Source organism: Pseudomonas sp. CLCA07, from assembly GCF_053615335.1.
On sequence record NZ_CM132131.1, the window covers coordinates 3,320,619 to 3,345,839 of the forward strand.

The following is a 25,221-nucleotide window of genomic DNA, read 5'->3' on the forward strand; positions in this document are numbered from 1 at the left end:
TGCATTATCACTAAGCCCACGGATAAAACCAGTCGCCCTTTCAGATAAGAGTGGCTGGATGTGTCCTTGACCTATTATTCCGACCCTTCTGTAGGGACATGGACGGCCAAATGTCTGCCACCTATCGCGATGCCTTGCGTGCAGCGCTGCTTTATTTGTTGTTTTCAGTCGCCTGGATGGCGTTGAGCGGCTATTTATTGAACAGTTTCTTCGATAGCTCTGCCGAGCTATTGCGATGGCAACTGATCAACGGTTATGCCTGGGTGGTACTCAGCGCCGGTTTGATCTTCATTGCCCGGGCCCGGCTATTCCAGTGCCTGGGGGTCGGTGCCAAACTGCGCGAGCGCCAGGTCGACCGCGAGCATTTGCGTCAGGCGGCCGCGGTGTTCGATTGCACCCATGAGGGCGTGTTGGTCACCGATAGCAACGGGCTGATTGTCCATGTGAACCGGGCCTTCATGGCGATCACCGGTTATCGGCGAGATGAAGTGCTGGGCCAGCAACCCAGTCTGTTCAAATCCGGCCACCACCCACCAGCGTTCTACCAGGCGATGTTTGCGACGCTCAACAGCACCGGCGAGTGGAGCGGGGAAATCTGGAATCGTCGCAAAAGCGGCGAAATCTACCCGCAATGGCAAACCATACGCATCATTCATGACGATAGGGGCCGGCGAAGCCAATACGTGGCGGTGTTTTCCGATATCAGTGCGATCAAAAACTCCGAACACGAGCTCAAACACCTTTCTCATCACGATCCGCTGACCGATTTGCCTAATCGGCTGTTGTTCACTGACCGTGTCGAACAGGCGCTGGCGTCGGCGCAAATCCACAAACGGGGTTGTGCGTTGCTGATGATCGACCTGGATCACTTCAAGATGATCAACGACAGCCTCGGGCACACCGTCGGTGATCAGCTGCTCAAGGCCGTGGCCAAGCACTTGAAAGCCATGTTTGGCCCAGGCGTTACGTTGGCGCGTCTGGGTGGTGACGAGTTTGCGGTGCTTGCCGAAAGTTGTCCGCAAGTTGCGCAGGCTGCGGCGCTGGCGCAACGGATCATCGATGGCCTTCGGGAGCCGTTTTATATCGATGGGAATCGACTGTTTATTAACACCAGTGTCGGCATCAGCCAGTTTCCCAGTGATGCCTTGAGTGCCGAGCAAATGTTGCGCAACGCGGGTTCGGCCTTGTCCAAGGCCAAGAGTGCAGGCCGGGATGGCTACGCGCTCTACACCGAAGAATTAACTGCCCATGCCCAGCAGCGGGTAGAAATTGCTTTCCAATTGCGCCGCGCCCTGGAGCAGCAGGAGTTGCGCGTCCATTACCAACCCGTGCATGACCTCAAAACCAGTCGCCTGGTGGGCGTGGAAGCGTTGGTGCGTTGGGCGCATCCGCAGCGCGGGCTGGTGTCGCCAGCAGCATTCATCCCCATAGCCGAGCGTACGGGGTTGATTGCCGAGATCGATGCCTGGGTCATGCAGCAGGCCTGCGAGCAAATGTGCCAGTGGCAAGCCGCTGGTGTGGTGCTGTCGTTTGTTGCGGTGAATATTTCATCGCGACTGTTTGCCCGGAGCGAGCTGTATCAGCAGGTGGCTCGTGTGCTTGATGCGACGGGGCTTGATCCGGCGTATCTGGAGCTTGAAGTCACTGAAAGCGCGGTGATGGATGATCCGGAAGTGGCGCTGGAGCAGATGCATCGCTTGCGCGAGTTGGGCGTGCGGCTTGCCATCGATGATTTCGGCACAGGATATTCGTCGCTGCTGCGGCTCAAGCGTTTGCCGGTGCAAAAACTCAAGATTGACCAGGGGTTTGTCGCAGGCTTGCCACGGGATGAGGATGATGCAGCCATTGTGCGGGTGATCATTGCCTTGGCGCAGAGCATGGGGATGCAGGTGCATGCCGAGGGGGTCGAGCAGGTCGAGCAGGCTGGTTTTCTGCTGGAGCATGACTGCGATCTGGGGCAAGGCTACTGGTTTGGGCGGCCGGTGCCGGCTGAGCAATTGGATTGGATTTACGCGCCCGTTATTCGCTGATCCGCCTTAAACCCGCGCCCCATCAAACAATACTTTCTAGTTATATAAACATTCTTAAATAGTCTTTTTAAGAATATCTACTCCTCACTACTATTGGTCTCACGCCGCAAGCAGTGCCGCCACTGCCAGGCAACCTCTCAGTTGAAGGAGCAGCACCATGAGCGCATCCCTACGTAGTGTTGATGGCCAGGACGAAGCAACCATTTTGCGTGAGATCCAGAGCGCATTGCGCGATCTGCGCTTTGGGGCTGTGGAGATCACTGTGCACAACGCCCAGGTCGTGCAAATCGAGCGCAAAGAGAAATTTCGTCTGCAGAGCCCGAGCAACAAGCCGAGCTAAGCAACCGGCAACCCGCTTCCAGCACCTCATAAAAAGCCACCACAATCAGAATTCCAGGAGCTTTCACCATGTCGTCGATTCGTCATTTCGCTTTGGCCGCCCTGGCCAGTGCACTTTTTGCGGGTTCCGCGGTTGCCAAGGATTACGAACTGCTCAATGTGTCTTACGACCCGACGCGTGAGCTGTACCAGGACTACAACGCCGAGTTCATCAAGCTCTGGCAGAAGGATCACGCCGGTGACAACGTAAAAATCCAGCAATCCCACGGTGGTTCGGGCAAACAGGCCCGCGCGGTGATCGACGGGCTGCGCGCCGACGTTGTGACCCTGGCCCTGGCCGGCGACATCGACGAGATCGCCAAGCTCGGCAAGTCCCTGCCGGCCGACTGGCAGACGCGTCTACCGGATGCGAGCACACCTTACACCTCGACCATCGTGTTTCTGGTGCGCAAGGGCAACCCTAAAGGCATCAAGGACTGGGGTGACCTGATCAAGAACGATGTGGCGGTCATCACCCCGAACCCGAAGACCTCCGGCGGCGCACGCTGGAATTTCCTCGCGGCCTGGGCTTATGGTCTGAAAGCCAACGGCGGTGACGAAGCCAAGGCCAAGGAATACGTACAAACCCTGTTCAAGCACGTGCCAGTGCTGGACACCGGCGCTCGCGGTTCGACTATTACCTTCGTCAACAACGGTCAGGGTGACGTGTTGCTGGCCTGGGAAAACGAAGCCTTCCTGGCGCTGAAAGAAGACGGCGGTGCCGACAAGTTCGAAATCGTCGTGCCTTCTCTGTCGATCCTTGCCGAGCCGCCGGTGGCCGTGGTTGACAAGAACGCCGAGAAAAAGGGTAACGAGCAGATCGCCGATGCGTATCTCAAATACCTGTACAGCCCGGCCGGCCAGGAAATTGCGGCGAAAAACTTCTATCGTCCACGTGACAAGGATGTCGCCGCGAAGTACGCCAAGCAGTTCCCGAACCTGGACCTTGTGACCATCGACAAGAACTTCGGCGGCTGGAAAACCGCGCAGCCGAAATTCTTCAACGACGGCGGCGTGTTCGACCAGATTTACCAGGCGCAGTAATCTTAAATAGCCATCAACGAGCCCCGCTTTAACCGTCGGGGCTTTGCGCGTTCTCAACCAAGGACTTTTATGTCGCGTCGTATTTCCCCCGTCATACCCGGCTTCGGGCTGACGCTGGGCTACACCTTGGTGTACCTCAGCCTGATTGTGCTTATTCCTCTGGCGGCAATGTTCGTCCATGCCGCCCAACTCACCTGGGACCAGTTCTGGGCAATTGTCTCGGCGCCACGAGTGCTGGCGGCGTTGAAGTTGAGCTTCGGCACCGCGCTCTATGCCGCGATCATCAACGGCATCATCGGCACGCTGCTCGCCTGGGTCCTGGTGCGCTACACCTTCCCGGGACGCAAAGTCATCGACGCAATGATCGACTTGCCCTTCGCATTGCCCACTGCGGTGGCGGGTATTGCGCTGACTGCGTTGTACACCCCTACCGGTTTGGTGGGTCAGTTTGCAGCTGATCTGGGTTTCAAGATCGCGTACACCCCCCTCGGTATCACCCTTGCCCTCACTTTTGTGACACTTCCATTCGTAGTACGTACCGTACAGCCAGTATTGGCTGATATCCCGCGTGAAGTGGAGGAAGCGGCAGCGTGCCTCGGTGCAAAACCGTTACAGGTTTTCCGCCATATTCTGGTGCCAGCGCTGTTGCCAGCCTGGCTCACCGGTTTCGCTTTGGCCTTTGCCCGCGGGGTCGGCGAGTATGGTTCGGTGATTTTCATCGCTGGCAACATGCCGATGAAAACCGAGATTCTGCCGCTGCTGATCATGGTCAAGCTCGACCAGTACGATTACACCGGCGCCACGTCCATTGGTGTACTGATGCTGGTGGTTTCCTTCGTCCTGTTGCTGCTGATCAATTTGCTGCAACGTCGCATCGAAACCCCATAAGGAGGCGCGAACCATGTCCCAATCGTCTATTGCTGCCGCCTCTTCGGCCAACGCCGCCCGCCGTGGCAGTGCCACCTCGCGAAGAATCCTGATCGGTCTTGGCTGGTTGATTTTTGCGCTGTTCCTGTTGCTGCCGCTGTTTATCGTGGTGTCCCAGGGTTTGAAGAATGGCCTGGGTGCGTTCTTCACCGCGATCTTTGAACCGGACGCGCTGTCGGCATTGAAACTCACGGTGATCGCCGTGCTGATTTCGGTGCCACTGAACCTGGTGTTCGGTGTCAGCGCCGCATGGTGCGTGAGCAAGTACTCGTTCCGTGGCAAAAGTATGCTGGTCACGTTGATCGACTTGCCGTTCTCGGTTTCGCCGGTCATTGCCGGCCTGGTCTATGTGTTGATGTTCGGCGCCCAAGGCTTCTTCGGGCCGTGGTTGCAGGATCACGACATCCAGATCATCTTCGCCTTGCCGGGTATCGTACTGGCGACGATTTTCGTCACCGTGCCGTTCGTGGCGCGCGAACTGATCCCGTTGATGCAGGAACAAGGCACGCAAGAAGAAGAGGCCGCGCGCCTGCTTGGCGCCAATGGCTGGCAAATGTTCTGGCACGTCACCGTTCCCAATATCAAATGGGGCCTGATCTACGGTGTGGTGCTGTGTACTGCGCGGGCGATGGGTGAGTTCGGTGCGGTATCGGTGGTTTCCGGGCACATTCGCGGGGTGACCAACACCTTGCCGCTGCACGTCGAGATCCTCTACAACGAATACAACCACGTGGCCGCGTTCGCCGTGGCGAGCCTGTTGCTGATCCTGGCGCTCTTCATCCTGCTGCTCAAGCAGTGGAGCGAAAACCGTATTAACCGCCTGCGCGCCAGCGCCGCGGAGGAATGATTTCATGTCGATTGAAGTGCGTAACGTCAGCAAGAATTTCAACGCGTTCAAGGCGCTGGACAACATCAGCCTGGACATTCAAAGCGGCGAACTCGTGGCGCTGCTCGGCCCATCGGGCTGCGGTAAAACCACGCTGTTGCGGATTATCGCCGGTCTGGAGACGCCGGATCAGGGCAACATCGTGTTCCACGGCGAAGACGTTTCCGGCCATGATGTGCGCGATCGCAACGTCGGTTTCGTGTTCCAGCATTACGCCTTGTTCCGCCACATGACGGTGTTCGACAACGTCGCGTTTGGCCTGCGCATGAAACCGAAAAACCAGCGTCCGAGCGAAAGCCAAATCGCAACCAAGGTTCACGAACTGTTGAATATGGTGCAACTGGATTGGCTGTCGGATCGCTACCCGGAACAACTCTCCGGCGGCCAACGTCAGCGCATTGCCCTGGCCCGTGCCCTGGCGGTGGAACCAAAAGTCTTGCTGCTCGATGAACCCTTCGGCGCCCTCGACGCGAAGGTCCGCAAGGAACTGCGCCGCTGGCTGGCGCGACTGCACGAGGACATCAACCTGACTTCCGTGTTCGTGACCCACGACCAAGAAGAGGCGATGGAAGTCGCCGACCGAATTGTGGTGATGAACAAGGGCGTGATCGAACAGATTGGCTCACCGGGTGACGTCTACGAAAACCCGGCCAGCGATTTCGTTTATCACTTCCTCGGTGATTCCAACCGGCTGCATCTGGGGGAGGACAACCACGTGCTGTTCCGTCCGCACGAAGTGTCGCTGTCGCGGCATGAGCTGGAAGATCACCACGCAGCTGAAGTGCGCGACATTCGTCCGTTGGGTGCGACGACTAGGGTGACGCTGAAGGTCGAAGGTCAGAGCGAATTGATCGAAGCGGAAGTGGTGAAGGATCACGACAGCCTGATCGGGCTGGCGAAGGGTGAAACCTTGTTCTTCAAGCCCAAGGTCTGGCAAAAACTGGCCAACATCTAAAGTAAAAGCTTCGCGAGCAGGCTCGCTCCCACAGTGATTTGCGTCGTTCACAAATCCCTTGTGGGAGCGAGCCTGCTCGCGAAAGTGGCCTACGCCGCAGCGTTTTTCTGACGCAGACGCACCCCACCCGCCCGCGCCTCGATCTGCTCTTTGAGGTCATGCCGCAACCCCAGCAAAAACATCAACTCCACCACCACAAACAACGGCCCGACAATCAGCCCGCTCACATCATCAACAAACGCCGGCTTACGCCCTTCATAGTAATGCCCGACAAACTGAATCACCCAGCCCACCACAAACATCCCGATACCGCTCGACAGCCAGACCAGCGTGCTTTGTTGCGCCAGCGCCTGCCCCGCCCAGACGGACAGCCCCAGCAATACGCTCATCAGCACCCCGAGGCGTAACTCCAGGCGCAGGTAAAACCACGCCGACGCCAGCGACACCAGCACCGCCGGTGAAAGCCAGCCGTCAGCCCATTGCGGCCGCGACAGCAACACCGCGACGGCCACCATAATCAACGGAATACCGATAAAGTGGCTGGCGATGTTGCGTGGATCACGGTGGTAGGCGGCGTATTGACTGAGATGGTCAACGAGGCTTTTCATTGTTATTCCTCCTGTAGGGTGATTGATCATGCCCCGGGTTCACTTTTGGCTCTGTCGGGCAGGCGACAATCTCTAGGAGTTTCCATGGATATGCAGGCCTGGCGTTCGCGCCTGATGACGGGGCAATGGTTCAGTCATCTACCTGTTCCCTTACAGGATAGTCTGCTGGCTGCGGCCCGGATTCGGCGTTTGTCGTCGGGGCAATTGCTGTTCAAACGAGGGGATCCGCCGTGCGGTTTGTATGCAGTGCTCGAAGGTTCGGTGCGCATCGGCGCAGTCAGCGAGCAGGGCAAGGAAGCGCTGCTGAGCCTGGTGGAGCCGCCCCACTGGTTCGGCGAAATATGCCTGTTCGACGGCCAGCCACGCACACACGATGCCTTCGCCGTGGGCCAGTGCCTCCTGTTGAACATTCCCCAGGTGACGCTGTTGAAGTTACTCGACGAGCAACCGGTGTATTGGCGACAACTGGCGTTGCTGATGAGCCACAAACTGCGCCTGACCTTCATCAATCTCGAACAGCTGAGCCTGATGCCCGCCCCGGCACGCTTGGCGCATCGATTACTGATGATCGCCGAGGGTTACGGCGAAATCGAACCGCCGCGCCGGGTGCTGCAACTGCCGCAGGAGCAGTTGGCTTCGATGCTGTCGCTGTCGCGCCAGACGACTAATCAGATTCTTAAGGATTTTCAGGGTCAGGGGATTCTGAATCTCAAGTACGGCGAGATCGAAATTGTCGATGCCGAGCGGTTGCGGGCACTGGCGATTTTTTGATACGCAACGTTATGGGTGGGCTTTGTCGGTGAAGGCGCCTAGCCTGTGACGACGATAATCGAGGTGTGCCATGCGTGTACTGCTAGTAGAAGACGAACCGGAGACCGCCAAACTCCTGGCCAACGGCCTGAATGAGGCGAGCTATTCGGTGGATGTAGCGCTAAACGGCATGGACGGCCGGCGCTTTATCGAGTCCGGCGAATACGAACTGATCATCCTCGACGTGATGCTGCCAGGGCTCAACGGCTGGCAATTGCAGCAGCAGATTCGCAAGCTTGGCGACACGCCGGTGCTGTTCCTCACCACCAAGGACGGTATCGAGGATCGTCTGCGCGGGCTCGAACTGCATGAGGATGATTATTTGCTCAAGCCGTTTGCGGTGAACGAACTGGTGGCGCGGGTGCGCAAGTTGTTGCGGCGGGATCGTGGGCGGTGAAACCTTGGACGTCTGGTTAAAAAATGAGCTGGACTTCTCTTTGAATCTGCACTAAATACAATGCATATATTAAGAAGCTGTGATTTTGCACGGTATACGATGCAGGCTGAAAAATGGAAAACCTTGGTGAACTGATCCGCTCGCTCCGAAAAGAGCAAAAGCTTTCCCAGCAGGCACTGGCACAGCAGTACGGCATGAGTCGTTCCACAATTTCCGGTATCGAAAACAACACCATTTCTGAAATCGGCCTGCGCAAGGTTGAGGCGATCCTCAACGGGTTCGGGTATGAGCTCACCGCCGTGCCCCGTCAGTCGAAGCGTCCAACGCTAGACTCACTGAAAAAGGTCAACTTCCATGGGTGAGCCGCAGGAAAAGGAACGGCTTCACATCAGTGTGTCCGCAACCGCAGTCGGCACCTTGGGTCGTGGTCAGTCTCGCGGGGATTCAGTTTTTACCTATGCCGAAAACGCACAGGAGGAAAACTCGGTTTCGTTGACCATGCCGGCTCGCCTCGAAAGTTATACGTGGGAGCAAGGTGTACCGCCGATTTTTGAAATGAACTTGCCTGAAGGGGCTTTGCGCGATGAGTTGGTTCGTCGTTTCAGCAAAGCGGTCAGGGGCTTCGATGATTTTGCGATGCTGTCGATCGTTGGCCCGTACCAGCTTGGACGAGTGGGAATTGCCAGCGCGCAAGAGACGAGCGACCGTCCACCAGAAACCAGTCTCGCGGACCTTCTGGTTCACGACGGCGCGCAAGGTTTGTTTGATGATCTACTGCACATTTACGGCCAATATTCAGGCGTTTCCGGCGTGCAGCCGAAAGTGTTGGTGCGTGACAGCGCGACAACTGTCGATCGGCTGACTCATCGAGGCGCGACGCACCTGGTCAAATCCTTTCGTGCAGAGGAATACCCTGAGCTCGCAGCCAACGAGTATTTCTGCATGCGAGCAGCGCTACATTCGGGGCTTGAGGTGCCGAAGTTCGAGCTCAGCGAGCATGGCAAATTCCTGGTAGTCGAACGCTTCGATCTGAATGAGCAAGGTTATTTGGGATTCGAGGATTTTTGCGTACTGAATGCCTGGCCGTCGAAAGCCAAATACGATGGGTCATACGAAGGTGCCGCGAGGCAGATTAAAGAATTCGTCTCTCCGCCATTGCTCAATCAGGCGCTTGAGTCTTTTTTCAAGATTGTTGCGCTCTCGTCAGCCTTGAAGAATGGCGACGCTCACCTTAAAAACTTCGGCGTGCTGTATGAACATTGCGGCATGGATGCACAAATCAGCCTCGCTCCGGCCTACGACATCGTCACCACTTCGGTTTACATAAAGTCCGACAGCATGGCGTTGCTGTTAGGCGGTTCAAAAGCATGGCCCAAGTACAAAATGCTAATGCGATTTGGCCGTTCGGCCTGCAGCCTGACGGAGGGCCGTTGTAACGAGCTATTGCAGCAGGTCGCCCACGGGATGGAGGTGGCAATGATCGAGATGGCTGATTACATCAAAGACAGCAGCGTCTTTGCGACCGTTGGCGAAGCGATGATGGAGCAGTGGGCATCAGGCGTCGCGCGCAGTCTCGTGAAAAGTTGATCAGCGCAACCCATCCCGAAACTGCCCCGGCGTCATCCCGGTCCAGCGCTTGAACGCGCGGCTGAAGCTGCTGGTATCCGCAAACCCCAGCAGGTAACTGACTTCACTCAACGAACAATGCGGATCACGCAGGTGTAGCAGCGCCAGGTTTTCGCGGCTTTCATTGAGCAGCGTATCGAACCGACAACCTTCGTCCGCCAAGTGCCGTTGCAGGCTGCGCAAGCTCAGGTGCAGGGCTTTGGCGATGAGTTCGGCGCTGGGTTCGCCTTCGGGCAATTGCTCTTCGATGGCGTCACGGACTTTGCGCTCCCAGGTCAACGGTTTCAGTTGTGCCAGGGTGCGTTCGAGCACGGTTTCATTGTGTTCGGCCAGTTCCGGATTGGCGTCATCCAAGTGGCTGTCGAAATCCACCAGAGAAAACTCCACGCGGTCTTCGTCGGCCGAAAAGTACACCGGTGAGCGGAAAACTTTATGCCATTGGTGCGCATCGGCCGGTTCCGGTCGGCGCAGGTATACCGCCAGCGGTGCATAGTCGCGACCGAGGCGATTGCGGCAGGTGCGCACGTAGATCGCCGTGAAGGCGTCGATGGCTTCGAACGCCGGCGCCGGGTTGCCGGCAGGGATTTTCAGGTGAAAGCGGTAGCGATCCTCGGCGCGGGTCAGTTCCAGTTCCAGAGCATCGCTGACCACCTGGTGATACCGCACGATGCGCTCGAACACCTCGCGCAAACTGCCGCTGGCCACCAGTGCATAACCGAGCGCATGAAACGTGGTGGGGCTGACGAAACGCGACACGCGCAGGCCAATCGCCGGATCGCCACTGACCTGCACGGCGATTTCCCACAGGCGCGTGGTACCGGACAACGGGTAACGGGCGTTCGGGTCGTCCATCAATTGCGGATCAAGCCCGGCCTGATGGCACAGGGCGGTGCTGTCGAGGCCGAGCGCATCGAGTTGTTTGCGCAGGGCGCGGGTCCAGCTGGCGAGGGAGGTCGGTTCAGTCATGCTGATTGGCGCTTCCGGTCAACAGGTTGGCGTTCTCGGCTACCACTTTGCGAAGGGTCGCAAGGCAGGATGCGAACATCAATAACCAGAGGATGGAAGCATGCACGGTACTTCTGCAAGTCCCCAGCGACTGAATGCAGCGCAACGATCAGCACATATTCGTGAAGTGGTGCTGGCCAGGGGCGTTGAATTGCGTCAACGCTACCCAATTCTCAACCATCAGGACGCACTCGGCGCAGGTATTCTGGCCTTCGCCCTGGCCGGGATGATCGGTTCGGCGGCGCTATACATGACCGGGCACATAGCCTGGTGGACGTGTTTGTTGCTCAACGCGTTTTTCGCCTCGTTGACCCACGAGCTGGAACACGACTTGATACATAGCATGTACTTTCGTAAACAGCGGGTGCCGCACAACCTGATGATGGGGCTGGTGTGGTTGGCCCGGCCGAGCACCATCAATCCGTGGATCCGCCGTCATCTGCACCTCAATCACCACAAGGTTTCGGGCACTGAAACCGACATGGAAGAGCGCGCCATCACCAACGGCGAGCCTTGGGGTTTTGCGCGGTTGCTGATGGTCGGCGACAACATGATGTCGTCATTCATCCGCATGCTGCGGGCCAAGACCTGGGCTCAAAAGTTCAGCATCATCCAGCGTACAGTGAAGGTCTACGCGCCGCTCGCGCTGATGCATTGGGGCGCGTGGTACATGTTCCTCGGCTTCCATGCGGCCAACGGCATCGCGTCTCTGATGGGCGCGCCGATTGAGTGGTCGGCGACCACCTTGTCGGTGATGCACGTGATCGACATCGCGGCGGTGGTGATCATCGGCCCGAACGTGTTGCGTACGTTCTGCCTGCACTTCATCAGCTCGAACATGCACTACTACGGCGACGTGGAACCGGGGAACGTGATCCAGCAGACCCAGGTGCTGAGCTCTCCGTGGATGTGGCCGTTGCAGGCGTTCTGCTTCAACTTCGGCAGCAGCCACGGCATCCATCACTTTGTGGTGAAGGAGCCGTTTTACATCCGCCAGATGACCGTGCCGGTGGCGCATAAAGTGATGCGTGAGATGGGCGTGCGATTCAATGATTTCGGCACGTTTGGCCGGGCCAACCGGTTTGTACGCAAAGACGCTGCACAGCCTCGGGAGGTTCGTGCCGCTCAGGTGTGATGGATGAAATCGGAAACTCAATCTCGAAATAAGCGATGACAAAGGCGCTCGTCATCAATTTGACCCAAAGAGGCGATACGTTAAAGCACAAGCAGGGAGGCTGGGCGGTCAACTTTTCGTTAATCGCTATATGTGTTTTAGATCTTATAAAGTAATTAAATATTCCTTTATAAGATAAACGTTTCAATCAATCATCGCTTCACAGATTTTGAGTTTCCGGGGCCGTCTCCTTGGCAGGGTGCGGCCCTTTTTTTATTCCCATAACGTTTCTGACTCATTTGACTAATCGCTGATTTGTCTACGGACCTGTTATTTCTGACAGTAGACGAGTGGAGGGGCAGCTCTACACTGACAATGTGGTCCTTGTGGGCAACCAAAGCAGGTCAGGTAACGTTTTCAGGGAGAAATCGCATGAACAATTTCGCAGGCCATTACACGATGGACAGGCCAGTGACTCATTTGGTGATAGAGGGCGATGAGCTGATATCGGGGCACCTGGATTTAGAGGATGCCCATCGCGACATCAGTGATGGGAGGGTCCGTTATCGGTGCGGCAGTAGCCTTGAATTTGTGACTGTGGATGATATTCACGAGGTCAAGGAGCGGTGGTCGCTCATGTTCAGTACCCAACGCATGTCGCTTGTCGGGACATGCGAGCAGACCTTCAAGAACGGCAAAACCAACACCCGGACCGTGTTGTTTAAAAGAGACGAGCCCACTGCAAAAGCGTGTTGAGTCCAACTGCCCCAGGATCTTTCCTTAGCGCATCAACCCGATAGTGATCGGGTTGAATATCTGCTGCTTGAAATCCCTTGTATATTCTTTATGGATCTTAACAAATAGCTTCTTATTCCTTAACGAATATAACTCTCCTCCCTATACTCGACCAGGTACAGACACGCAGCAGGAGAGCTCCCCCATGCGCAACGAATCAATTCGCTACCTGATTGTGCCGGGCTGGCAAGGATCGCCGGACGATCATTGGCAAAGCCACTGGCAGAACAGCCTGCCGAACAGCGCGCGGGTGGAGCAGGCGGACTGGCTGACACCGCGTCGTGAAGACTGGGTCGCGGCGCTGGCCGAGGCGATTGCCGCCGATAGCACGCCGGTGATCCTGATCGCACATAGCTTGGGTTGTATCACCGTCGCCCATTGGGCCGCCGCTGCCCCTGTGCAGTATCTGCGTCAGGTGCGCGGGGCCTTGCTGGTCGCGCCAGCGGATGTCGAGCGCCCGGCGTGTGCGCCGGCGTTGCGTAACTTTGCACCGATTCCCACCGACCTGTTGCCGTTCCCGAGCCAGATCGTCAGCTCCGACAACGACAACGCCGTGAGTGCGCCGCGAGCCCTTGAGCTGGCGCGCAACTGGGGGGCCGAGGCGGGGATTTTGTCGGGTGCCGGGCACATCAATGTGAAGTCCGGTCACCAGCGCTGGGAGCAGGGTTTTGCCTACCTCTATCGCTTGCAAAACCGCATGGAACATCACGCCCTGCGACGCGCTTGAACCTTTTGTTTTTTTAAACGCCTGCCCGTCTCCCGGCGGTCTTTGGCGGGAGTCTGCCATGAGTCTTGAACACTTCGGTCAGCCGCTGCTGACTTTCCCCGATGCAGAAAAAAGCCCCCTGAGCATCCGCGCCAAGGCGCTGGTGTTTGTCGATCCGCGCTCGCGCCAGTTGCGCCAGGACCTGGAGGAACTGGCACCGCGCTCGATCTCGGTATTGATTCGCGGCGAAACCGGCAGCGGCAAAGAGCTGCTTGCGCGCCATATCCATCGCGCCAGCGATCGCGCCGGGTTGTTCGTCTCGGTCAATTGCGGGGCGATCAGCCCGACTTACGCTGATGCCGAATTGTTCGGTTATGCCGCGGGCACCTTCAGCGGTTCGGCCAGCAGCCGCGCCGGGTGGTTCGGTTCTGCCAATGGCGGCACGCTCTATCTGGATGAGATCGGTGATTTGCCGCTGCCGATTCAAATCAAACTGCTCGCCGCGCTGGAAAACCACGAAGTGACCCGTGTTGGCGCGCATCAACCGAGCCCGGTGGACGTGCGTCTGGTCGCCGCCACCAGCATTGATCTGGCTCAGGCCGTGGCTGCCGGCAAATTCCATGAGCGGCTTTATCACTACCTCAGTGAAGGCCATCTGGAGCTGCCGGCATTGCGTGACCGCGTGGGCGATATTCTATCGCTGGCCGAGTACTTCCTCGGCATCTACAGCCATCGCCTCGACCTGCCGGTGCCGTTGATCAGTGAGGCCGCGCAGCTTGTGCTGGAGCGGCACAGTTGGCCGGGCAATACCCGCGAGCTGGAAAACGTCATTCACTTTGCGTTGTTGGTGAGTACCGGCGACGAAATTTTGCCGGGGCATCTGAATTTGCCTGATGAGGGGTTGGGGAAAATTGAACAGCAGCTCAAGCGGATTCTCGGCAGCGGCACTGCCGCCGATAAAGAAGCCTTGAAACAGCTCTTGAAAAACACCGGGCTCTTGTAGGAGCAAGCTTGCTCGCGATGCGGTTCACACGGTTTCTGAAAGGACGCTATCGCTGGCAAGCCAGCTCCTACACGGAATGCGCGAGCCAGAGCTGTATGAGCAAAATGGAATATGAAAGTGAATAAAAGATATTATTCGGGAATATAAAATCCCGGTATTGTCCGCATCACGTCAGCGATAGCACATCACTGGCACTTGTATTTAATGCCGTCGTCGATGACGACCGAGATTTTCGATAAGGACACTGCATGAAAAAGGTTCTGTTGTTCACCGCACTGGCGGCTGCCCTGACCGCGGGCCTGGCCCAGGCTGGCGAGAAACTGGTGGTTGCGGCGACCCCGATTCCACACGCCGAGATTCTGGAACTGATCAAGCCAGCCCTCGCCAAAGAAGGCGTGGACCTGGAAATCAAAGTTTTCACCGACTACGTACAGCCAAACGTACAAGTTGACCAAAAACGTCTGGACGCCAACTACTTCCAGACCCTGCCGTACCTGAAAAGCTTCAACGAAGGCAAAGGCACGAACCTGGTGACCGTGATCGGCGTGCACGTCGAACCGTTCGGCGGCTACTCGAAAAAAGTCAAAACCCTGGCTGAACTCAAAGACGGCGCAACCATTGCCATCCCTAACGAAGGCAGCAACAGCGGCCGTGCCCTGATCCTGCTGCAGAAGGCTGGCCTGATCGAACTGAAAGACCCGAAAAACGCTTTGGCGACTCCGAAAGACATCGCCAAGAACCCGCACAACTTCAAGTTCAAGGAACTGGAATCGGCCATGCTCCCGCGTGTGCTGGATCAAGTCGACCTGGACATGATCAACACCAACTACGCGCTGGAAGCCGGTCTGAACCCGGCTAAAGACGCGCTGGTCATCGAAGGTGCGGATTCGCCTTACGTGAACTTCCTGGTGGCACGTCCGGACAACAAGGACAGCGTTGCCATCCAGAAACTGGCCAAGGCATTGACCAGTCCTGAAGTGAAAGCCTTCATCGAGAAGAAGTACAACGGCGCGGTTCTGCCGGCGTTCTAATTAGACGCAGCATCAAAACCTTTCAAGGTTTCAAACGCCGACGACTAGCAATAGCGTCGGCGTTTTTTATTGGGGGCACTAGTTGAAGTGAGAGGGGGCTATTGTGGCGAGGGGGCTTGCCCCCGTTGGCTGCGAAGCAGCCCCAAAAACTTCATCCACACTCCCGCTCGCAGACTTCACAAGTAGGAATGGCGACGGCTGCGCAGCCGAACGGGGCGATGCGGCGTTCCGACAAGCCCCCTCGCCACAGAGAGCTCGCTGACCTCAGGGACTTCTCAGGCCACCCCGGCCTTCAACGCCCGGTGCAACGCCACCAACAATTTCACGATCTCCTGCGGATCCAGTCGCTGCGGCACTTTTACGTCAGCCATTTTCTCTTCCTTGTGATGGTTCGGCCGGGGAAGTCTGGCCAAAAGCTGTGGGTCCTTGGAGGGGCATTATGAAAAAAAGATCCCTCCTACAGCGAAAAGAAAAGTAGTCGTCTTACGTTGCAACCGCAAATCCACGGATAGTTTTTTGCGTGATATCAATATGCTTTAACGGTATTTAAATTCTAATTTTTATACCTTTAAAGTCGGTATCCGCCGGGCCGTTATCCACGACCCATGGACTGCGCCACCGTCGCTTACCGAGCGGCGTTCAGGATCTTCAATGAACTTCGATTACGCGTTTATCCTCAGCACTCTGCCGGCGTTTCTCAAGGCCGTGGGCGTGACGCTGCAGGTCGGCTTTATCGCCATCGGTACATCGCTGCTGGTGGCGCTGCTCAACGCGACGATACTGGTGTTTCGCACGCCTTACTTGCAGCGCTGCGTCGGCCTGTATGTGGAACTCGCGCGCAACACGCCCCTGCTGATTCAACTGTTCTTCGTCTACTTCGCTTTGCCGGCGCTGGGCATCAAGGTTTCAGGCTTCGCGGCGGCGATCATCACCATGACTTTTCTCGGTGGCGCGTATCTCACTGAAGTGCTGCGCGCCGGTGTGGATGCCGTGCCCCAGGCGCAACTTGAATCGGGTCGCTCCATTGGCCTGTCACACGGGCAATTGCTGCGCTACGTGATCCTGCCGCAAGCCGGCATCCTCAGCCTGCCATCGCTGTTCGCCAATTTCATTTTCCTGCTCAAGGAAACCACCGTGGTCTCGGCCGTGGCGGTGCCGGAAATTCTCTACACCACCAAAAGCTACATCGCGCTCTACTACAAAACCTACGAAATGCTCGCCGTGCTGACGCTGATTTGCGTGCTGTTGTTTTTGCCGCTGTCGCTGCTGCTCAGCCGTCTGGAAAGGAGGCTCCAGCATGGCCAGTTCGGGTCTTGAATTGCTCTGGGTGTCGTTGCCGCAACTGGGTAAGGGCGCCGCGCAAACCTTGTCGATCTCTTTTCTGAGCATCGCCATCAGCACCGTCGGCGGCGTGTTCTACGGCGTGTTGCGCACGCTGAATTCGAAATGGTTGAACGCGATTCTGCGGGTGTATCTGGAATTGTTCCGGGCTATCCCGGTGCTGGTCTGGCTGTATCTGCTGTTCTTCGGCCTGCCGATTTTCTTTGGCCTGAACCTCCCGAGTTTCTGGTGCGCGGTGCTGGTGTTGTCGCTGTGGGGCGCCAGCGAAGTCGGCGAAGTGGTGCGTGGCGCGTTGCACTCATTGCCGCGCGGGCAACGTGAGGCCGGGCTGTCGATTGGCCTGGACGGGCCGCAACTCTACGGCTATGTGCTGCTGCCGCAAGCGTTGAAGCGCATGACACCGCCGACCCTCAACGTTTACACGCGCATCATCAAAACCAGTTCCTTGGCGGTGCTGATCGGTGTGGTGGACGTGATCAAGGTCGGCCAGCAAATCATCGAGCGCACCTACGAGTCGGTGCTGATCTACGGCGCCCTGTTCCTGTTTTTCTTTTTCATTTGCTACCCGCTTTCGGCCGCTTCACGCGTGCTGGAGCGGCGCTGGACACACGCATGAGTGCTTTGATCGAGTTCAAGGGTTTCAACAAATTTTTCGGCGAGCAGCAGGTGCTGAACGGCATCGACTTGCAAGTGAAAACGGGCGAAGTCATCGTCATCCTCGGCCCTAGCGGTTGCGGCAAAAGTACCTTGCTGCGTTGCCTCAACGGCCTGGAAGTCGCTCACAGCGGCAGTTTGAATTTTGCCGGCCACGAACTGCTGGACAAGGGCACCGACTGGCGCGAGGTACGCCAGCAGATCGGCATGGTGTTCCAGAGTTATCACCTGTTCCCGCACATGAACGTGCTCGACAATTTGCTGCTCGGCCCGCTGAAAGTGCAGAAGCGTGATCGCCGCGAAGCCCGCGATCAGGCCGAAGCCTTACTGACGCGCGTGGGCCTTTCGGACAAGCGCGATGCGTTCCCGCGTCAGCTCTCCGGTGGCCAGCAGCAACGCATCGCTATCGTCCGTTCCCTGTGCATGAACCCCCAGGTCATGCTTTTCGATGAAGTCACTGCCGCCCTCGACCCGGAAATGGTCAAGGAGGTGCTGGAAGTCATACAGGGCCTGGCCCGCGATGGCATGACCCTGTTGATCGTCACCCACGAAATGGCCTTCGCCCGCGCCGTGGCCGACCGCATCGTGTTCATGGATGGCGGGCGAATCCTTGAACAAAACCCTCCCGAGATTTTCTTTACGAACCCGCAAACCGCACGAGCGCAGCAGTTCCTGGAGAAGTTCTCCTACGTCGCCGCACTACCCCAAACGACTCAAACAAAGGAACTGGAACTGCTATGAAAACTGCCAAGACTTCACTGTTGCTACTCCCGCTGCTCGGCCTCGCTTTATTGGCCGGCTGCAACAAAACCGAAGAACCCACCAAACCTGTCGCGACCAGTACCAGCTACCTGGAGAAAATCAAAGCCCGGGACAAGTTGATCGTTGGCGTCTTCACCGACAAGCCACCGTTCGGCTTCGTCAATGAGGCGGGGCGCTACGTGGGTTTCGATACCGACATTGGCCGTCAATTCGCCAAGGACTTGTTGGGTGATGAAAACAAAGTCGAGTTCGTCGCAGTGGAACCGGCCAGCCGGATCCCGTTCCTGCAAAGTGACAAAGTCGACCTGATCCTGGCCAACATGACTGTTACCCCGGAGCGCAAGGAAGCGGTGGAATTCACCAACCCGAACCTGAAAGTCGCGGTACAGGCTTTGGTGCCACAAGCCAGCACGGTGAAAAACCTCGATGACCTGGCCACGCGCACGACCATCGTCACCACCGGTACAACCGCGGATATCTGGCTGACCAAAAACCACCCGGACTGGAAACTGCTGAAGTTCGAGAAAAACTCCGAGTCGCTGCAAGCCTTGGCCAATGGTCGCGGTGATGCTTATGCGCAGGACAATCTGGTGCTGTTCAGTTGGGCCAAGCAAAACCCTGGCTACCGCGTATTGACCCAGACCCTGGGCGCCGAAGCACCGATTGCGCCGGCCGTGAAGAAGGGCAACATCGAGCTGCGGGATTGGGTGAATAGCGAGTTGGCGAAGCTGGGTGAGGAGAAATATCTGCTCAAGCTTTACGACCAGTATGTACGCAAGGAACTGAGCGATGACACCAAGCCTGAGAGCGTGATTGTCGAGGGTGGGAAGTGGCAGGGGTGAGTCTCTGGCTCATGTAGTGATTTTACGGACCCCATCGTCGGAGCGCCGCCCGGAGCCGGCTCGCTTCCACATTAGACCGTGTCCGCCGGGCCAACTCGGTCAATTGTGGGAGCGAGCCTGCTCGCGATGGGATTTTTCAGGCGCTGAAAAGTCCTGCCAGTCGTCTACGGCCAGTGTTTCGACGGAAACCATTACGAATTTTTTCTTCATACGCCGGGTGTGCAAGGCTGGAACGCTGCTCTAAGCTCTCTGTCGTATTGCCCATAAAAAAGGCCAAGGAGTTTACATGGCGGTTCCCGGATTGAAAGTCATCCTGGCCTTGAGCGTCGTCACTCTGCTGACGGCGTGCGATAAAAAAGAACCCGTAAAGGAATACTTGCCACGGGTGTTCATACAAGTCGTCCAGCCGGCGGATTACGCCGCCGCGGTGACCCTCACCGGTGACATCCAGGCTCGGATACAGACCGAGCTGTCGTTTCGCGTGGGCGGCAAGATCATCGAGCGTTCGGTCGATGTCGGTGACCGGGTGACGGCCAAACAAGTGCTGGCCCGGCTCGATCCCAAGGATTTGCAGACCAACGTCGATTCGGCCCAGGCCCAAGTGGCCGCCCAACAGGCGCTGGTCAAACAGAATTCCGCAGCGTTCGTGCGCCAGGAAAAACTCCTGCCCAAGGGCTACACCAGTCAGAGCGAATACGACGCGGCCCAAGCGGCGTTGCGCAGCAGTCAAAGCGCCTTGAGCGCGGCTCAGGCGCAGTTGGCCAATGCCCGCGATCAACTGAGCTACACCGCACTGATCGCCGATGCGCCCGGCATCATCACCGCACGTCAGGCTGAAGTCGGCCAGGTGGTGCAGGCGACAATGCCGATTTTCAGCCTGGCTCGCGATGGTGATCGGGACGCGGTATTCAATGTTTATGAAGCGCTGCTGGCCGACAAGCCGACGGATGACACCATTGTCCTCAGCTTGCTTGATAACCCCGAGATCAAAACCACTGGCACCGTGCGCGAAGTGACCCCGGCAGTGTCCGCACAGTCCGGCACTGTGCAGGTCAAAGTAGGCCTCGACAGCCTGCCGCCGGGCATGCAACTGGGTTCGGTGGTGAGCGCCACGGCCAAGGGTGCGGGCAAGTCGGCGGTCGAACTGCCGTGGTCGGCCCTGACCAAAAATATCAGTGAGCCCGCCGTCTGGCTGGTCGACGACAAGGGGCAGGCCCAGTTGCACAGCGTCACGGTCGGCCGCTACCTGACAGGCAAGGTCATCATCAGCAAAGGGCTTACAGGTGGGGAAAAAGTCGTGATCGCCGGGGGGCAGCTGTTGCACCCGGGCATGGAAGTCGAGATTGCCGAAAATACTTATAAGGATCTGAGTTGGGGAGCCAAGCCATGAAGCCTTTATGGGCGTTGTCCCTTGGGCTGGTGCTGAGCGCCTGTTCCAAAAACGAACCGCCACCGGAGCCGATACGTCCCGTGCTGTCAGTCAAGGTCAAGGCCTTGAACGAAGAGGATCTGGGCCGGTTTGCCGGTAGCATCCAGGCACGCTACGAAAGCAATACCGGGTTTCGCGTGGGTGGGCGAATCGCCAGTCGTAACGTGGATGTCGGGACCGAGGTCGCGAAGGGCACGCTGCTGGCCACGCTTGACCCTTCCGACCAGCAAAACCAGTTGCGTTCGGCCCAGGGCGACCTGGCGAAAATCCAGGCGCAACTGATCAATGCCCAGGCCAACGCCGAGCGGCAGCAGTCGTTGTTTGATCGCGGGGTCGGCGCGCAGGCGCAACTGGACGATGCCCTGACTCAGCTGAAAACCACCCAGGCTTCCCTCGATCAGGCCAAGGCGGCGGTCAACCAGAGCACAGATCAACTCGGCTATACCGAATTGCGCTCCGACCATAAAGCCGTGGTCACTGCGTGGAACGCCGAGGCCGGGCAAGTGGTGACCGCCGGCCAGCAAGTGGTGACCCTGGCGCAGCCGGACATCAAGGAAGCGGTGATTGACCTGCCCGATACCCTGGTCGATCAACTGCCCAAAGATGTGGTGTTCCAGGTTGCTGCGCAACTCGATCCGAACACCAACACCACCGCAATCATCCGCGAAATCGAACCCCAGGCGCAGAGCGCAACGCGCACCCGTCGCGCTCGCCTGACCCTGGCCGAAACGCCGGAAGGGTTCCGGCTGGGCACAGCGATCAGCGTCACCCTGAGTTCGGCGGTCAAGCCGCGTATCGAACTGCCCCTTACCGCGTTGCAGGAGGTCGACGGCAAACCCCGCATCTGGGTGATTGATCCCGAGAAAAAAACCGTTTCACCACGGGACGTCAATGTCATCAGCCGCACCGACAGCACGGTGACGCTGGCCGATGGCGTGAAAAACGGCGAGCGAGTGGTCAGTGCCGGCGTAAATAGCCTCAAACCGGGGCAACAAGTGAAATTTGACGAGGACAGTCAATGAAAGGGCCTTTCAACCTCTCCGAATGGGCCCTCAAGCATCAGTCGTTCGTTTGGTATCTGATGTTCGTCGCGTTGCTCATGGGTGTGTTTTCGTATTTCAACCTGGGGCGCGAAGAAGACCCTTCGTTCACCATCAAGACCATGGTGATCCAGAGCAAATGGCCGGGGGCGACCCAAGAGGAAACCCTTAAACAGATCACCGACCGCATCGAGAAAAAACTCGAAGAACTCGATTCTCTCGACTACGTGAAAAGCTACACGCGGCCCGGCGAATCCACGGTGTACGTGTACCTGCGCGACACCACCAGTGCCAAGGACATCCCGGAAATCTGGTACCAGGTGCGCAAGAAGATCAACGACATCCGCTTCCAGTTCCCGCAAGGCATACAGGGGCCGTCGTTCAACGACGAGTTCGGTGACGTCTTCGGGTCGATCTACGCTTTCACCGCCGACGGCCTGACCCTGCGTCAGTTGCGCGACTACGTGGAACAGGCCCGCATGGAAATTCGCGGTGTGCCGGGGCTGGGCAAAATCGAAATGGTCGGCCAGCAGGATGAAGTGCTGTACCTGAACTTCTCCACACGCAAACTCGCCGCACTGGGCATCGATCAGCTTCAAGTGGTGCAGAGCCTGCAAACCCAGAACGCCGTGACCCCGGCGGGTGTCATCGAGGCGGGGCCGGAGCGGATATCGGTGCGCACTTCAGGGAAGTTCGCCTCGGAGAAAGACCTGGCCGAGGTCAACCTCAAGCTCAACGACCGCTACTATCGCCTGGCCGACATCGCCGAAATCAAGCGCGGCTACGTCGATCCGGCCTCACCGGAATTCCGCTTCAATGGCAAACCCGCCATCGGCCTGGCGATTGCCATGCAGACGGGCGGTAACGTCCAGGCCTTCGGCAAGGCCTTGCACGAGCGTATCGACCAACTGACCGCCGACCTGCCGGTGGGTGTTGGCATCTACAACGTCTCGGATCAGGCCGTGGTGGTGGAGGAGGCCGTTGGCGGCTTTACCCGTGCGCTGTTCGAGGCGGTGATCATCGTGCTGGTGGTCAGCTTCATCAGCCTCGGTGTGCGTGCCGGGCTGGTGGTGGCGTGCTCGATCCCGTTGGTGCTGGCGATGGTGTTTGTGTTCATGGAGTTCAGCGGCATCACCATGCAGCGGATCTCCCTTGGCGCACTGATCATTTCCCTCGGCCTGATGGTGGACGACGCGATGATCACCGTGGAGATGATGGTCATGCGCCTGGAAATGGGCGAGACCAAGGAGCAGGCGGCCACGTTTGCCTATACCTCCACCGCGTTCCCGATGCTCACCGGTACGCTGGTGACGGTGGCGGGGTTTGTGCCGATCGGCCTGAACGCCAGCTCCGCCGGTGAGTACACCTACACGCTGTTTGCGGTGATTGCCTGCGCGATGCTGGTGTCTTGGGTGGTGGCGGTGCTGTTTGCGCCGGTGATCGGCGTGCACATCCTCAGCACCAACGTGAAACCTCACACAGGCGAACCCGGGCGCATCGGCAAAGCCTTCAATGGCGGCATGCTGTGGTGCATGCGCAATCGCTGGTGGGCCATTGGCATCACTGTGCTGTGTTTTGCGCTGGCGGTGTTCAGCATGCGTTTCGTGCAGAACCAGTTCTTTCCGTCTTCGGACCGCCCGGAAATCCTGGTGGACCTGAACCTGCCGCAAAACGCCTCGATCGATGAAACCCGCCGGGCCGTCGATCGCCTCGAAGCCACGCTCAAGGACGATCCGGACATCGTGCGCTGGAGCACCTACATCGGTCAGGGCGCCATCCGTTTTTATCTGCCATTGGACCAGCAACTGCAAAACCCGTTCTACGCGCAGTTGGTGATCGTCAGCAAAGGCAAGACCCGTGAGGCCATGATGCAGAAACTTCGCGAGCGCTTGCGCAACGACTTCGTCGGCATCGGCGGTTATGTCCAGGCACTGGAAATGGGCCCGCCGGTAGGGCGTCCGATCCAGTACCGCGTCAGCGGTAAAGACATCGATCAGGTGCGCCGACATGCCATCGACCTGGCCACGGAGCTGGACAAGAATCCGCACATTGGCGAAATCATCTACGACTGGAACGAACCGGGAAAAGTGCTGCGGATCGACATCGCCCAAGACAAGGCGCGGCAGTTAGGGCTGTCTTCCGAGGATGTGGCCAACCTGATGAACGGCATCGTCAGCGGCCAGTCGGTAACCCAGGTCGATGACGACATCTATCTGATCAACGTGGTCGGTCGTGCCGTGGATGCCGAGCGCGGTACGCCGGAAACCCTGCAGAACCTGCAGATCGTCACGCCTGGCGGCACGTCGATTCCGCTGCTGGCGTTCGCCACGGTGCGCTACGAACTGGAGCAGCCGCTGGTGTGGCGTCGCGATCGCCTGCCGACTATCACCATCAAGGCGGCGATACGCGACGAGGTCCAGCCGACGGACCTGGTGAAAATCCTCAAGCCGTCCATCGATGCCTTTGCCGCCAAGCTGCCGCCCGGGTACAAGGTCGCCACCGGCGGTACGGTCGAGGAAAGCGGCAAGGCCCAAGGGCCGATTGCCAAGGTTGTGCCATTGATGCTGTTTTTGATGGCCACGTTCCTGATGATCCAGTTGCACAGCGTGCAGAAGATGTTTCTGGTGGCCAGCGTCGCGCCGCTGGGTTTGATCGGCGTGGTTATCGCGCTGGTGCCGACGGGCACGCCGATGGGTTTTGTGGCGATCCTGGGGATCCTGGCGCTGATCGGCATCATCATTCGTAACACGGTGATTCTGGTGACCCAGATCGACGAATACGAGAAGAATGGCTATGCGCCGTGGGACGCAGTGGTCGAAGCCACCGAGCATCGACGCCGGCCGATCCTGCTGACGGCAGCGGCGGCGAGCCTGGGGATGATTCCGATTGCACGGGAAGTGTTCTGGGGGCCGATGGCTTACGCGATGATCGGCGGGATTGTCATCGCGACTTTGCTGACGCTGCTGTTTTTGCCGGCGCTTTATGTGGCCTGGTACAAAATTCGCGAGCCGAAGAAAGAGGCGGCTTAAAGGCGAGCGCTTCGCGCTCTAATCGCGGGCAAGTCGAATCGTCGCACCGCCGCTCCCACAGTGACCGCGTACCCTGTGGGAGCAGGCTTGCCCGCGAAGGCGTCCGAACTGACTACACAGGCTTACGCCAAACACTCGCCAACCAAGGCTGCTGCTCCCGCGGCAGCCCCGCTGGCCGATAGTAATGCTCCAACTCCACAAACCCCGCTTCGGTCAGCAATTGCTGCCACGCCGCAAGATCGTGATACGCCCCATACCGCGGCCCATTCCAGCCCTCCTGATTTTCGCCACGGGGATTGGAGCTGAACAACACCCCACCCGGTTTTAATGCCCCACGCAATTGCTTCAACACCCGAGGCAATTCCTGACGCGGGATGTGAAACAGCACCGCATTGGCAAAAATCCCGTCGAAGCGCTCGGCCGGTAAATCAAGCTTCAAAAAGTCCTGCTGCCAGACCTCGCAACCGCTGTCCTCACGCGCCATCTGCGCAAACTTTTCCGACCCGTCGAGGCCGACGGCGGTATGCCCCATGTGGGTGAAGGTTTGCAGATCGCGCCCGGGACCGCAGCCGAAGTCGAGAATGTCGAACGGTGCCTTGCTTTGAATATGCCGCAACAGGGCATCGATGTTCTGGCTGACATCGTGATCACGAGTGCCTTCGCGAAAATCTTCGGCCACCGAGTTGTAATGGCCCAGGGTGGTGGAGGTGATTTGCTCAAGGTCGGTGGGCGTCTGCTTCATGGTCGGGCTGCGCGGGCAATTGGGGTTTGCCGAATATACGCCATCAAGACTGGGGCTGCTTCGTCCG

Annotated in this window: 25 protein-coding genes; 22 read left to right on the plus strand and 3 right to left on the minus strand. The window is 58.1% G+C overall.

The annotated features are described in order from the left end of the window. Nucleotides 1–110 precede the first annotated feature (110 nt). The 6 genes from dibA (at nucleotide 111) to ACWGZX_RS15345 (ending at nucleotide 6,220) form a co-directional block, all read left to right on the plus strand. The gene (gene dibA / locus ACWGZX_RS15320; RefSeq protein WP_452628901.1) at nucleotides 111–2,030 is read left to right on the plus strand and encodes a phosphodiesterase DibA; all 1,920 of its coding nucleotides are present in this window, start codon (nucleotides 111–113) and stop codon (nucleotides 2,028–2,030) included. 157 nt (nucleotides 2,031–2,187) lie between these two features. Beyond that, nucleotides 2,188–2,370: a sulfur starvation response protein OscA gene (gene oscA, locus ACWGZX_RS15325; protein ID WP_134419279.1), complete on the plus strand. Its 183-nt coding sequence runs from the start codon at nucleotides 2,188–2,190 to the stop codon at nucleotides 2,368–2,370. 68 nt (nucleotides 2,371–2,438) lie between these two features. Then, nucleotides 2,439–3,452 carry a sulfate ABC transporter substrate-binding protein gene (locus ACWGZX_RS15330; RefSeq protein WP_452628902.1) on the plus strand — a complete coding sequence of 338 codons (1,014 nt, stop codon included), beginning with the start codon at nucleotides 2,439–2,441 and terminating at the stop codon, nucleotides 3,450–3,452. 69 nt (nucleotides 3,453–3,521) lie between these two features. Next, nucleotides 3,522–4,340, plus strand: coding sequence for a sulfate ABC transporter permease subunit CysT (cysT, locus tag ACWGZX_RS15335; protein WP_223514509.1), 819 nt, complete (start codon nucleotides 3,522–3,524; stop codon nucleotides 4,338–4,340). A 13-nt stretch (nucleotides 4,341–4,353) separates the two neighbouring features. After that, the gene (cysW, locus tag ACWGZX_RS15340; protein ID WP_223514512.1) at nucleotides 4,354–5,226 is read left to right on the plus strand and encodes a sulfate ABC transporter permease subunit CysW; all 873 of its coding nucleotides are present in this window, start codon (nucleotides 4,354–4,356) and stop codon (nucleotides 5,224–5,226) included. Between the two features lie 4 nt (nucleotides 5,227–5,230). Next, nucleotides 5,231–6,220 carry a sulfate/molybdate ABC transporter ATP-binding protein gene (locus ACWGZX_RS15345; protein ID WP_223514515.1) on the plus strand — a complete coding sequence of 330 codons (990 nt, stop codon included), beginning with the start codon at nucleotides 5,231–5,233 and terminating at the stop codon, nucleotides 6,218–6,220. Between the two features lie 89 nt (nucleotides 6,221–6,309). Here the strand turns inward: ACWGZX_RS15345 and ACWGZX_RS15350 are convergent, their stop codons facing one another. Continuing rightward, a complete protein-coding gene (locus tag ACWGZX_RS15350) occupies nucleotides 6,310–6,828 on the minus strand; it encodes an Mpo1 family 2-hydroxy fatty acid dioxygenase (RefSeq protein WP_452628903.1) in 519 nt (172 codons plus the stop codon). Between the two features lie 84 nt (nucleotides 6,829–6,912). Here ACWGZX_RS15350 and ACWGZX_RS15355 point away from each other — a divergent pair, with 84 nt between their 5' ends. The 4 genes from ACWGZX_RS15355 (at nucleotide 6,913) to ACWGZX_RS15370 (ending at nucleotide 9,622) form a co-directional block, all read left to right on the plus strand. Further along, nucleotides 6,913–7,599: a Crp/Fnr family transcriptional regulator gene (locus ACWGZX_RS15355; protein ID WP_452628904.1), complete on the plus strand. Its 687-nt coding sequence runs from the start codon at nucleotides 6,913–6,915 to the stop codon at nucleotides 7,597–7,599. A 70-nt stretch (nucleotides 7,600–7,669) separates the two neighbouring features. Continuing rightward, nucleotides 7,670–8,035, plus strand: a complete 366-nt coding sequence (locus ACWGZX_RS15360) for a response regulator (protein WP_452628905.1) — start codon at nucleotides 7,670–7,672, stop codon at nucleotides 8,033–8,035. A 113-nt stretch (nucleotides 8,036–8,148) separates the two neighbouring features. Beyond that, complete coding sequence (locus ACWGZX_RS15365) at nucleotides 8,149–8,397, plus strand: helix-turn-helix domain-containing protein (protein WP_452628906.1); 249 nt, start codon at nucleotides 8,149–8,151, stop codon at nucleotides 8,395–8,397. Further along, the gene (locus ACWGZX_RS15370) at nucleotides 8,390–9,622 is read left to right on the plus strand and encodes a type II toxin-antitoxin system HipA family toxin (RefSeq protein ID WP_452628907.1); all 1,233 of its coding nucleotides are present in this window, start codon (nucleotides 8,390–8,392) and stop codon (nucleotides 9,620–9,622) included. The genes ACWGZX_RS15365 and ACWGZX_RS15370 overlap by 8 nt, the downstream gene beginning before the upstream one ends. On the opposite strand, the gene ACWGZX_RS15375 is transcribed toward ACWGZX_RS15370, so the two are convergent. Next, nucleotides 9,623–10,627, minus strand: a complete 1,005-nt coding sequence (locus ACWGZX_RS15375; protein WP_452628908.1) for an AraC family transcriptional regulator — start codon at nucleotides 10,625–10,627, stop codon at nucleotides 9,623–9,625. A gap of 100 nt (nucleotides 10,628–10,727) precedes the next feature. On the opposite strand from ACWGZX_RS15375, the gene ACWGZX_RS15380 reads away from it, so the two are divergent. The 12 genes from ACWGZX_RS15380 to ACWGZX_RS15435 all read left to right on the plus strand — a co-directional run bounded on the left by ACWGZX_RS15380 (nucleotide 10,728) and on the right by ACWGZX_RS15435 (nucleotide 24,412). After that, nucleotides 10,728–11,801, plus strand: coding sequence for a fatty acid desaturase (locus ACWGZX_RS15380; protein WP_452628909.1), 1,074 nt, complete (start codon nucleotides 10,728–10,730; stop codon nucleotides 11,799–11,801). Nucleotides 11,802–12,212: 411 nt separating this feature from the next. Next, nucleotides 12,213–12,536, plus strand: a complete 324-nt coding sequence (locus tag ACWGZX_RS15385) for a hypothetical protein (protein WP_452628910.1) — start codon at nucleotides 12,213–12,215, stop codon at nucleotides 12,534–12,536. 184 nt (nucleotides 12,537–12,720) lie between these two features. Next, nucleotides 12,721–13,302, plus strand: a complete 582-nt coding sequence (locus ACWGZX_RS15390; protein WP_452628911.1) for an alpha/beta hydrolase — start codon at nucleotides 12,721–12,723, stop codon at nucleotides 13,300–13,302. A gap of 58 nt (nucleotides 13,303–13,360) precedes the next feature. Next, the gene (locus tag ACWGZX_RS15395) at nucleotides 13,361–14,284 is read left to right on the plus strand and encodes a sigma 54-interacting transcriptional regulator (RefSeq protein ID WP_452628912.1); all 924 of its coding nucleotides are present in this window, start codon (nucleotides 13,361–13,363) and stop codon (nucleotides 14,282–14,284) included. Between the two features lie 248 nt (nucleotides 14,285–14,532). Beyond that, a complete protein-coding gene (locus ACWGZX_RS15400; RefSeq protein WP_223514540.1) occupies nucleotides 14,533–15,315 on the plus strand; it encodes a MetQ/NlpA family ABC transporter substrate-binding protein in 783 nt (260 codons plus the stop codon). 651 nt (nucleotides 15,316–15,966) lie between these two features. Continuing rightward, on the plus strand, nucleotides 15,967–16,632 hold the full coding sequence (locus ACWGZX_RS15405; RefSeq protein WP_223514542.1) for an amino acid ABC transporter permease: 666 nt from the start codon (nucleotides 15,967–15,969) through the stop codon (nucleotides 16,630–16,632). Next, complete coding sequence (locus tag ACWGZX_RS15410) at nucleotides 16,613–17,272, plus strand: amino acid ABC transporter permease (RefSeq protein WP_452628913.1); 660 nt, start codon at nucleotides 16,613–16,615, stop codon at nucleotides 17,270–17,272. Before ACWGZX_RS15405 ends, ACWGZX_RS15410 begins: the two co-directional genes overlap by 20 nt. Further along, complete coding sequence (locus tag ACWGZX_RS15415) at nucleotides 17,269–18,051, plus strand: amino acid ABC transporter ATP-binding protein (RefSeq protein WP_452628914.1); 783 nt, start codon at nucleotides 17,269–17,271, stop codon at nucleotides 18,049–18,051. Before ACWGZX_RS15410 ends, ACWGZX_RS15415 begins: the two co-directional genes overlap by 4 nt. Then, on the plus strand, nucleotides 18,048–18,914 hold the full coding sequence (locus ACWGZX_RS15420) for a transporter substrate-binding domain-containing protein (protein ID WP_452628915.1): 867 nt from the start codon (nucleotides 18,048–18,050) through the stop codon (nucleotides 18,912–18,914). The genes ACWGZX_RS15415 and ACWGZX_RS15420 overlap by 4 nt, the downstream gene beginning before the upstream one ends. A 286-nt stretch (nucleotides 18,915–19,200) precedes the next feature. Continuing rightward, a complete protein-coding gene (locus tag ACWGZX_RS15425; protein WP_452628916.1) occupies nucleotides 19,201–20,304 on the plus strand; it encodes an efflux RND transporter periplasmic adaptor subunit in 1,104 nt (367 codons plus the stop codon). After that, nucleotides 20,301–21,365 (plus strand): efflux RND transporter periplasmic adaptor subunit, encoded by a 1,065-nt coding sequence (locus ACWGZX_RS15430; protein ID WP_452628917.1) that lies wholly within the window; start codon nucleotides 20,301–20,303, stop codon nucleotides 21,363–21,365. Before ACWGZX_RS15425 ends, ACWGZX_RS15430 begins: the two co-directional genes overlap by 4 nt. Next, nucleotides 21,362–24,412, plus strand: a complete 3,051-nt coding sequence (locus ACWGZX_RS15435) for an efflux RND transporter permease subunit (protein WP_452628918.1) — start codon at nucleotides 21,362–21,364, stop codon at nucleotides 24,410–24,412. The genes ACWGZX_RS15430 and ACWGZX_RS15435 overlap by 4 nt, the downstream gene beginning before the upstream one ends. Nucleotides 24,413–24,524: 112 nt before the next feature. Here ACWGZX_RS15435 and ACWGZX_RS15440 read toward each other — a convergent pair whose 3' ends face one another. Further along, nucleotides 24,525–25,154, minus strand: a complete 630-nt coding sequence (locus tag ACWGZX_RS15440) for a class I SAM-dependent methyltransferase (protein WP_452628919.1) — start codon at nucleotides 25,152–25,154, stop codon at nucleotides 24,525–24,527. Nucleotides 25,155–25,221 lie beyond the last annotated feature (67 nt).

What these genes read in the sequence shown, in the direction of transcription:
- dibA (WP_452628901.1), top strand. Translation starts at nt 111, where the DNA reads ATGTCTGCCACCTATCGCGATGCCTTGCGTGCAGCGCTGCTTTATTTG.
- oscA (WP_134419279.1), top strand. Translation starts at nt 2,188, where the DNA reads ATGAGCGCATCCCTACGTAGTGTTGATGGCCAGGACGAAGCAACCATT.
- ACWGZX_RS15330 (WP_452628902.1), top strand. Translation starts at nt 2,439, where the DNA reads ATGTCGTCGATTCGTCATTTCGCTTTGGCCGCCCTGGCCAGTGCACTT.
- cysT (WP_223514509.1), top strand. Translation starts at nt 3,522, where the DNA reads ATGTCGCGTCGTATTTCCCCCGTCATACCCGGCTTCGGGCTGACGCTG.
- cysW (WP_223514512.1), top strand. Translation starts at nt 4,354, where the DNA reads ATGTCCCAATCGTCTATTGCTGCCGCCTCTTCGGCCAACGCCGCCCGC.
- ACWGZX_RS15345 (WP_223514515.1), top strand. Translation starts at nt 5,231, where the DNA reads ATGTCGATTGAAGTGCGTAACGTCAGCAAGAATTTCAACGCGTTCAAG.
- ACWGZX_RS15350 (WP_452628903.1), bottom strand. Translation starts at nt 6,828, where the DNA reads ATGAAAAGCCTCGTTGACCATCTCAGTCAATACGCCGCCTACCACCGT.
- ACWGZX_RS15355 (WP_452628904.1), top strand. Translation starts at nt 6,913, where the DNA reads ATGGATATGCAGGCCTGGCGTTCGCGCCTGATGACGGGGCAATGGTTC.
- ACWGZX_RS15360 (WP_452628905.1), top strand. Translation starts at nt 7,670, where the DNA reads ATGCGTGTACTGCTAGTAGAAGACGAACCGGAGACCGCCAAACTCCTG.
- ACWGZX_RS15365 (WP_452628906.1), top strand. Translation starts at nt 8,149, where the DNA reads ATGGAAAACCTTGGTGAACTGATCCGCTCGCTCCGAAAAGAGCAAAAG.
- ACWGZX_RS15370 (WP_452628907.1), top strand. Translation starts at nt 8,390, where the DNA reads ATGGGTGAGCCGCAGGAAAAGGAACGGCTTCACATCAGTGTGTCCGCA.
- ACWGZX_RS15375 (WP_452628908.1), bottom strand. Translation starts at nt 10,627, where the DNA reads ATGACTGAACCGACCTCCCTCGCCAGCTGGACCCGCGCCCTGCGCAAA.
- ACWGZX_RS15380 (WP_452628909.1), top strand. Translation starts at nt 10,728, where the DNA reads ATGCACGGTACTTCTGCAAGTCCCCAGCGACTGAATGCAGCGCAACGA.
- ACWGZX_RS15385 (WP_452628910.1), top strand. Translation starts at nt 12,213, where the DNA reads ATGAACAATTTCGCAGGCCATTACACGATGGACAGGCCAGTGACTCAT.
- ACWGZX_RS15390 (WP_452628911.1), top strand. Translation starts at nt 12,721, where the DNA reads ATGCGCAACGAATCAATTCGCTACCTGATTGTGCCGGGCTGGCAAGGA.
- ACWGZX_RS15395 (WP_452628912.1), top strand. Translation starts at nt 13,361, where the DNA reads ATGAGTCTTGAACACTTCGGTCAGCCGCTGCTGACTTTCCCCGATGCA.
- ACWGZX_RS15400 (WP_223514540.1), top strand. Translation starts at nt 14,533, where the DNA reads ATGAAAAAGGTTCTGTTGTTCACCGCACTGGCGGCTGCCCTGACCGCG.
- ACWGZX_RS15405 (WP_223514542.1), top strand. Translation starts at nt 15,967, where the DNA reads ATGAACTTCGATTACGCGTTTATCCTCAGCACTCTGCCGGCGTTTCTC.
- ACWGZX_RS15410 (WP_452628913.1), top strand. Translation starts at nt 16,613, where the DNA reads ATGGCCAGTTCGGGTCTTGAATTGCTCTGGGTGTCGTTGCCGCAACTG.
- ACWGZX_RS15415 (WP_452628914.1), top strand. Translation starts at nt 17,269, where the DNA reads ATGAGTGCTTTGATCGAGTTCAAGGGTTTCAACAAATTTTTCGGCGAG.
- ACWGZX_RS15420 (WP_452628915.1), top strand. Translation starts at nt 18,048, where the DNA reads ATGAAAACTGCCAAGACTTCACTGTTGCTACTCCCGCTGCTCGGCCTC.
- ACWGZX_RS15425 (WP_452628916.1), top strand. Translation starts at nt 19,201, where the DNA reads ATGGCGGTTCCCGGATTGAAAGTCATCCTGGCCTTGAGCGTCGTCACT.
- ACWGZX_RS15430 (WP_452628917.1), top strand. Translation starts at nt 20,301, where the DNA reads ATGAAGCCTTTATGGGCGTTGTCCCTTGGGCTGGTGCTGAGCGCCTGT.
- ACWGZX_RS15435 (WP_452628918.1), top strand. Translation starts at nt 21,362, where the DNA reads ATGAAAGGGCCTTTCAACCTCTCCGAATGGGCCCTCAAGCATCAGTCG.
- ACWGZX_RS15440 (WP_452628919.1), bottom strand. Translation starts at nt 25,154, where the DNA reads ATGAAGCAGACGCCCACCGACCTTGAGCAAATCACCTCCACCACCCTG.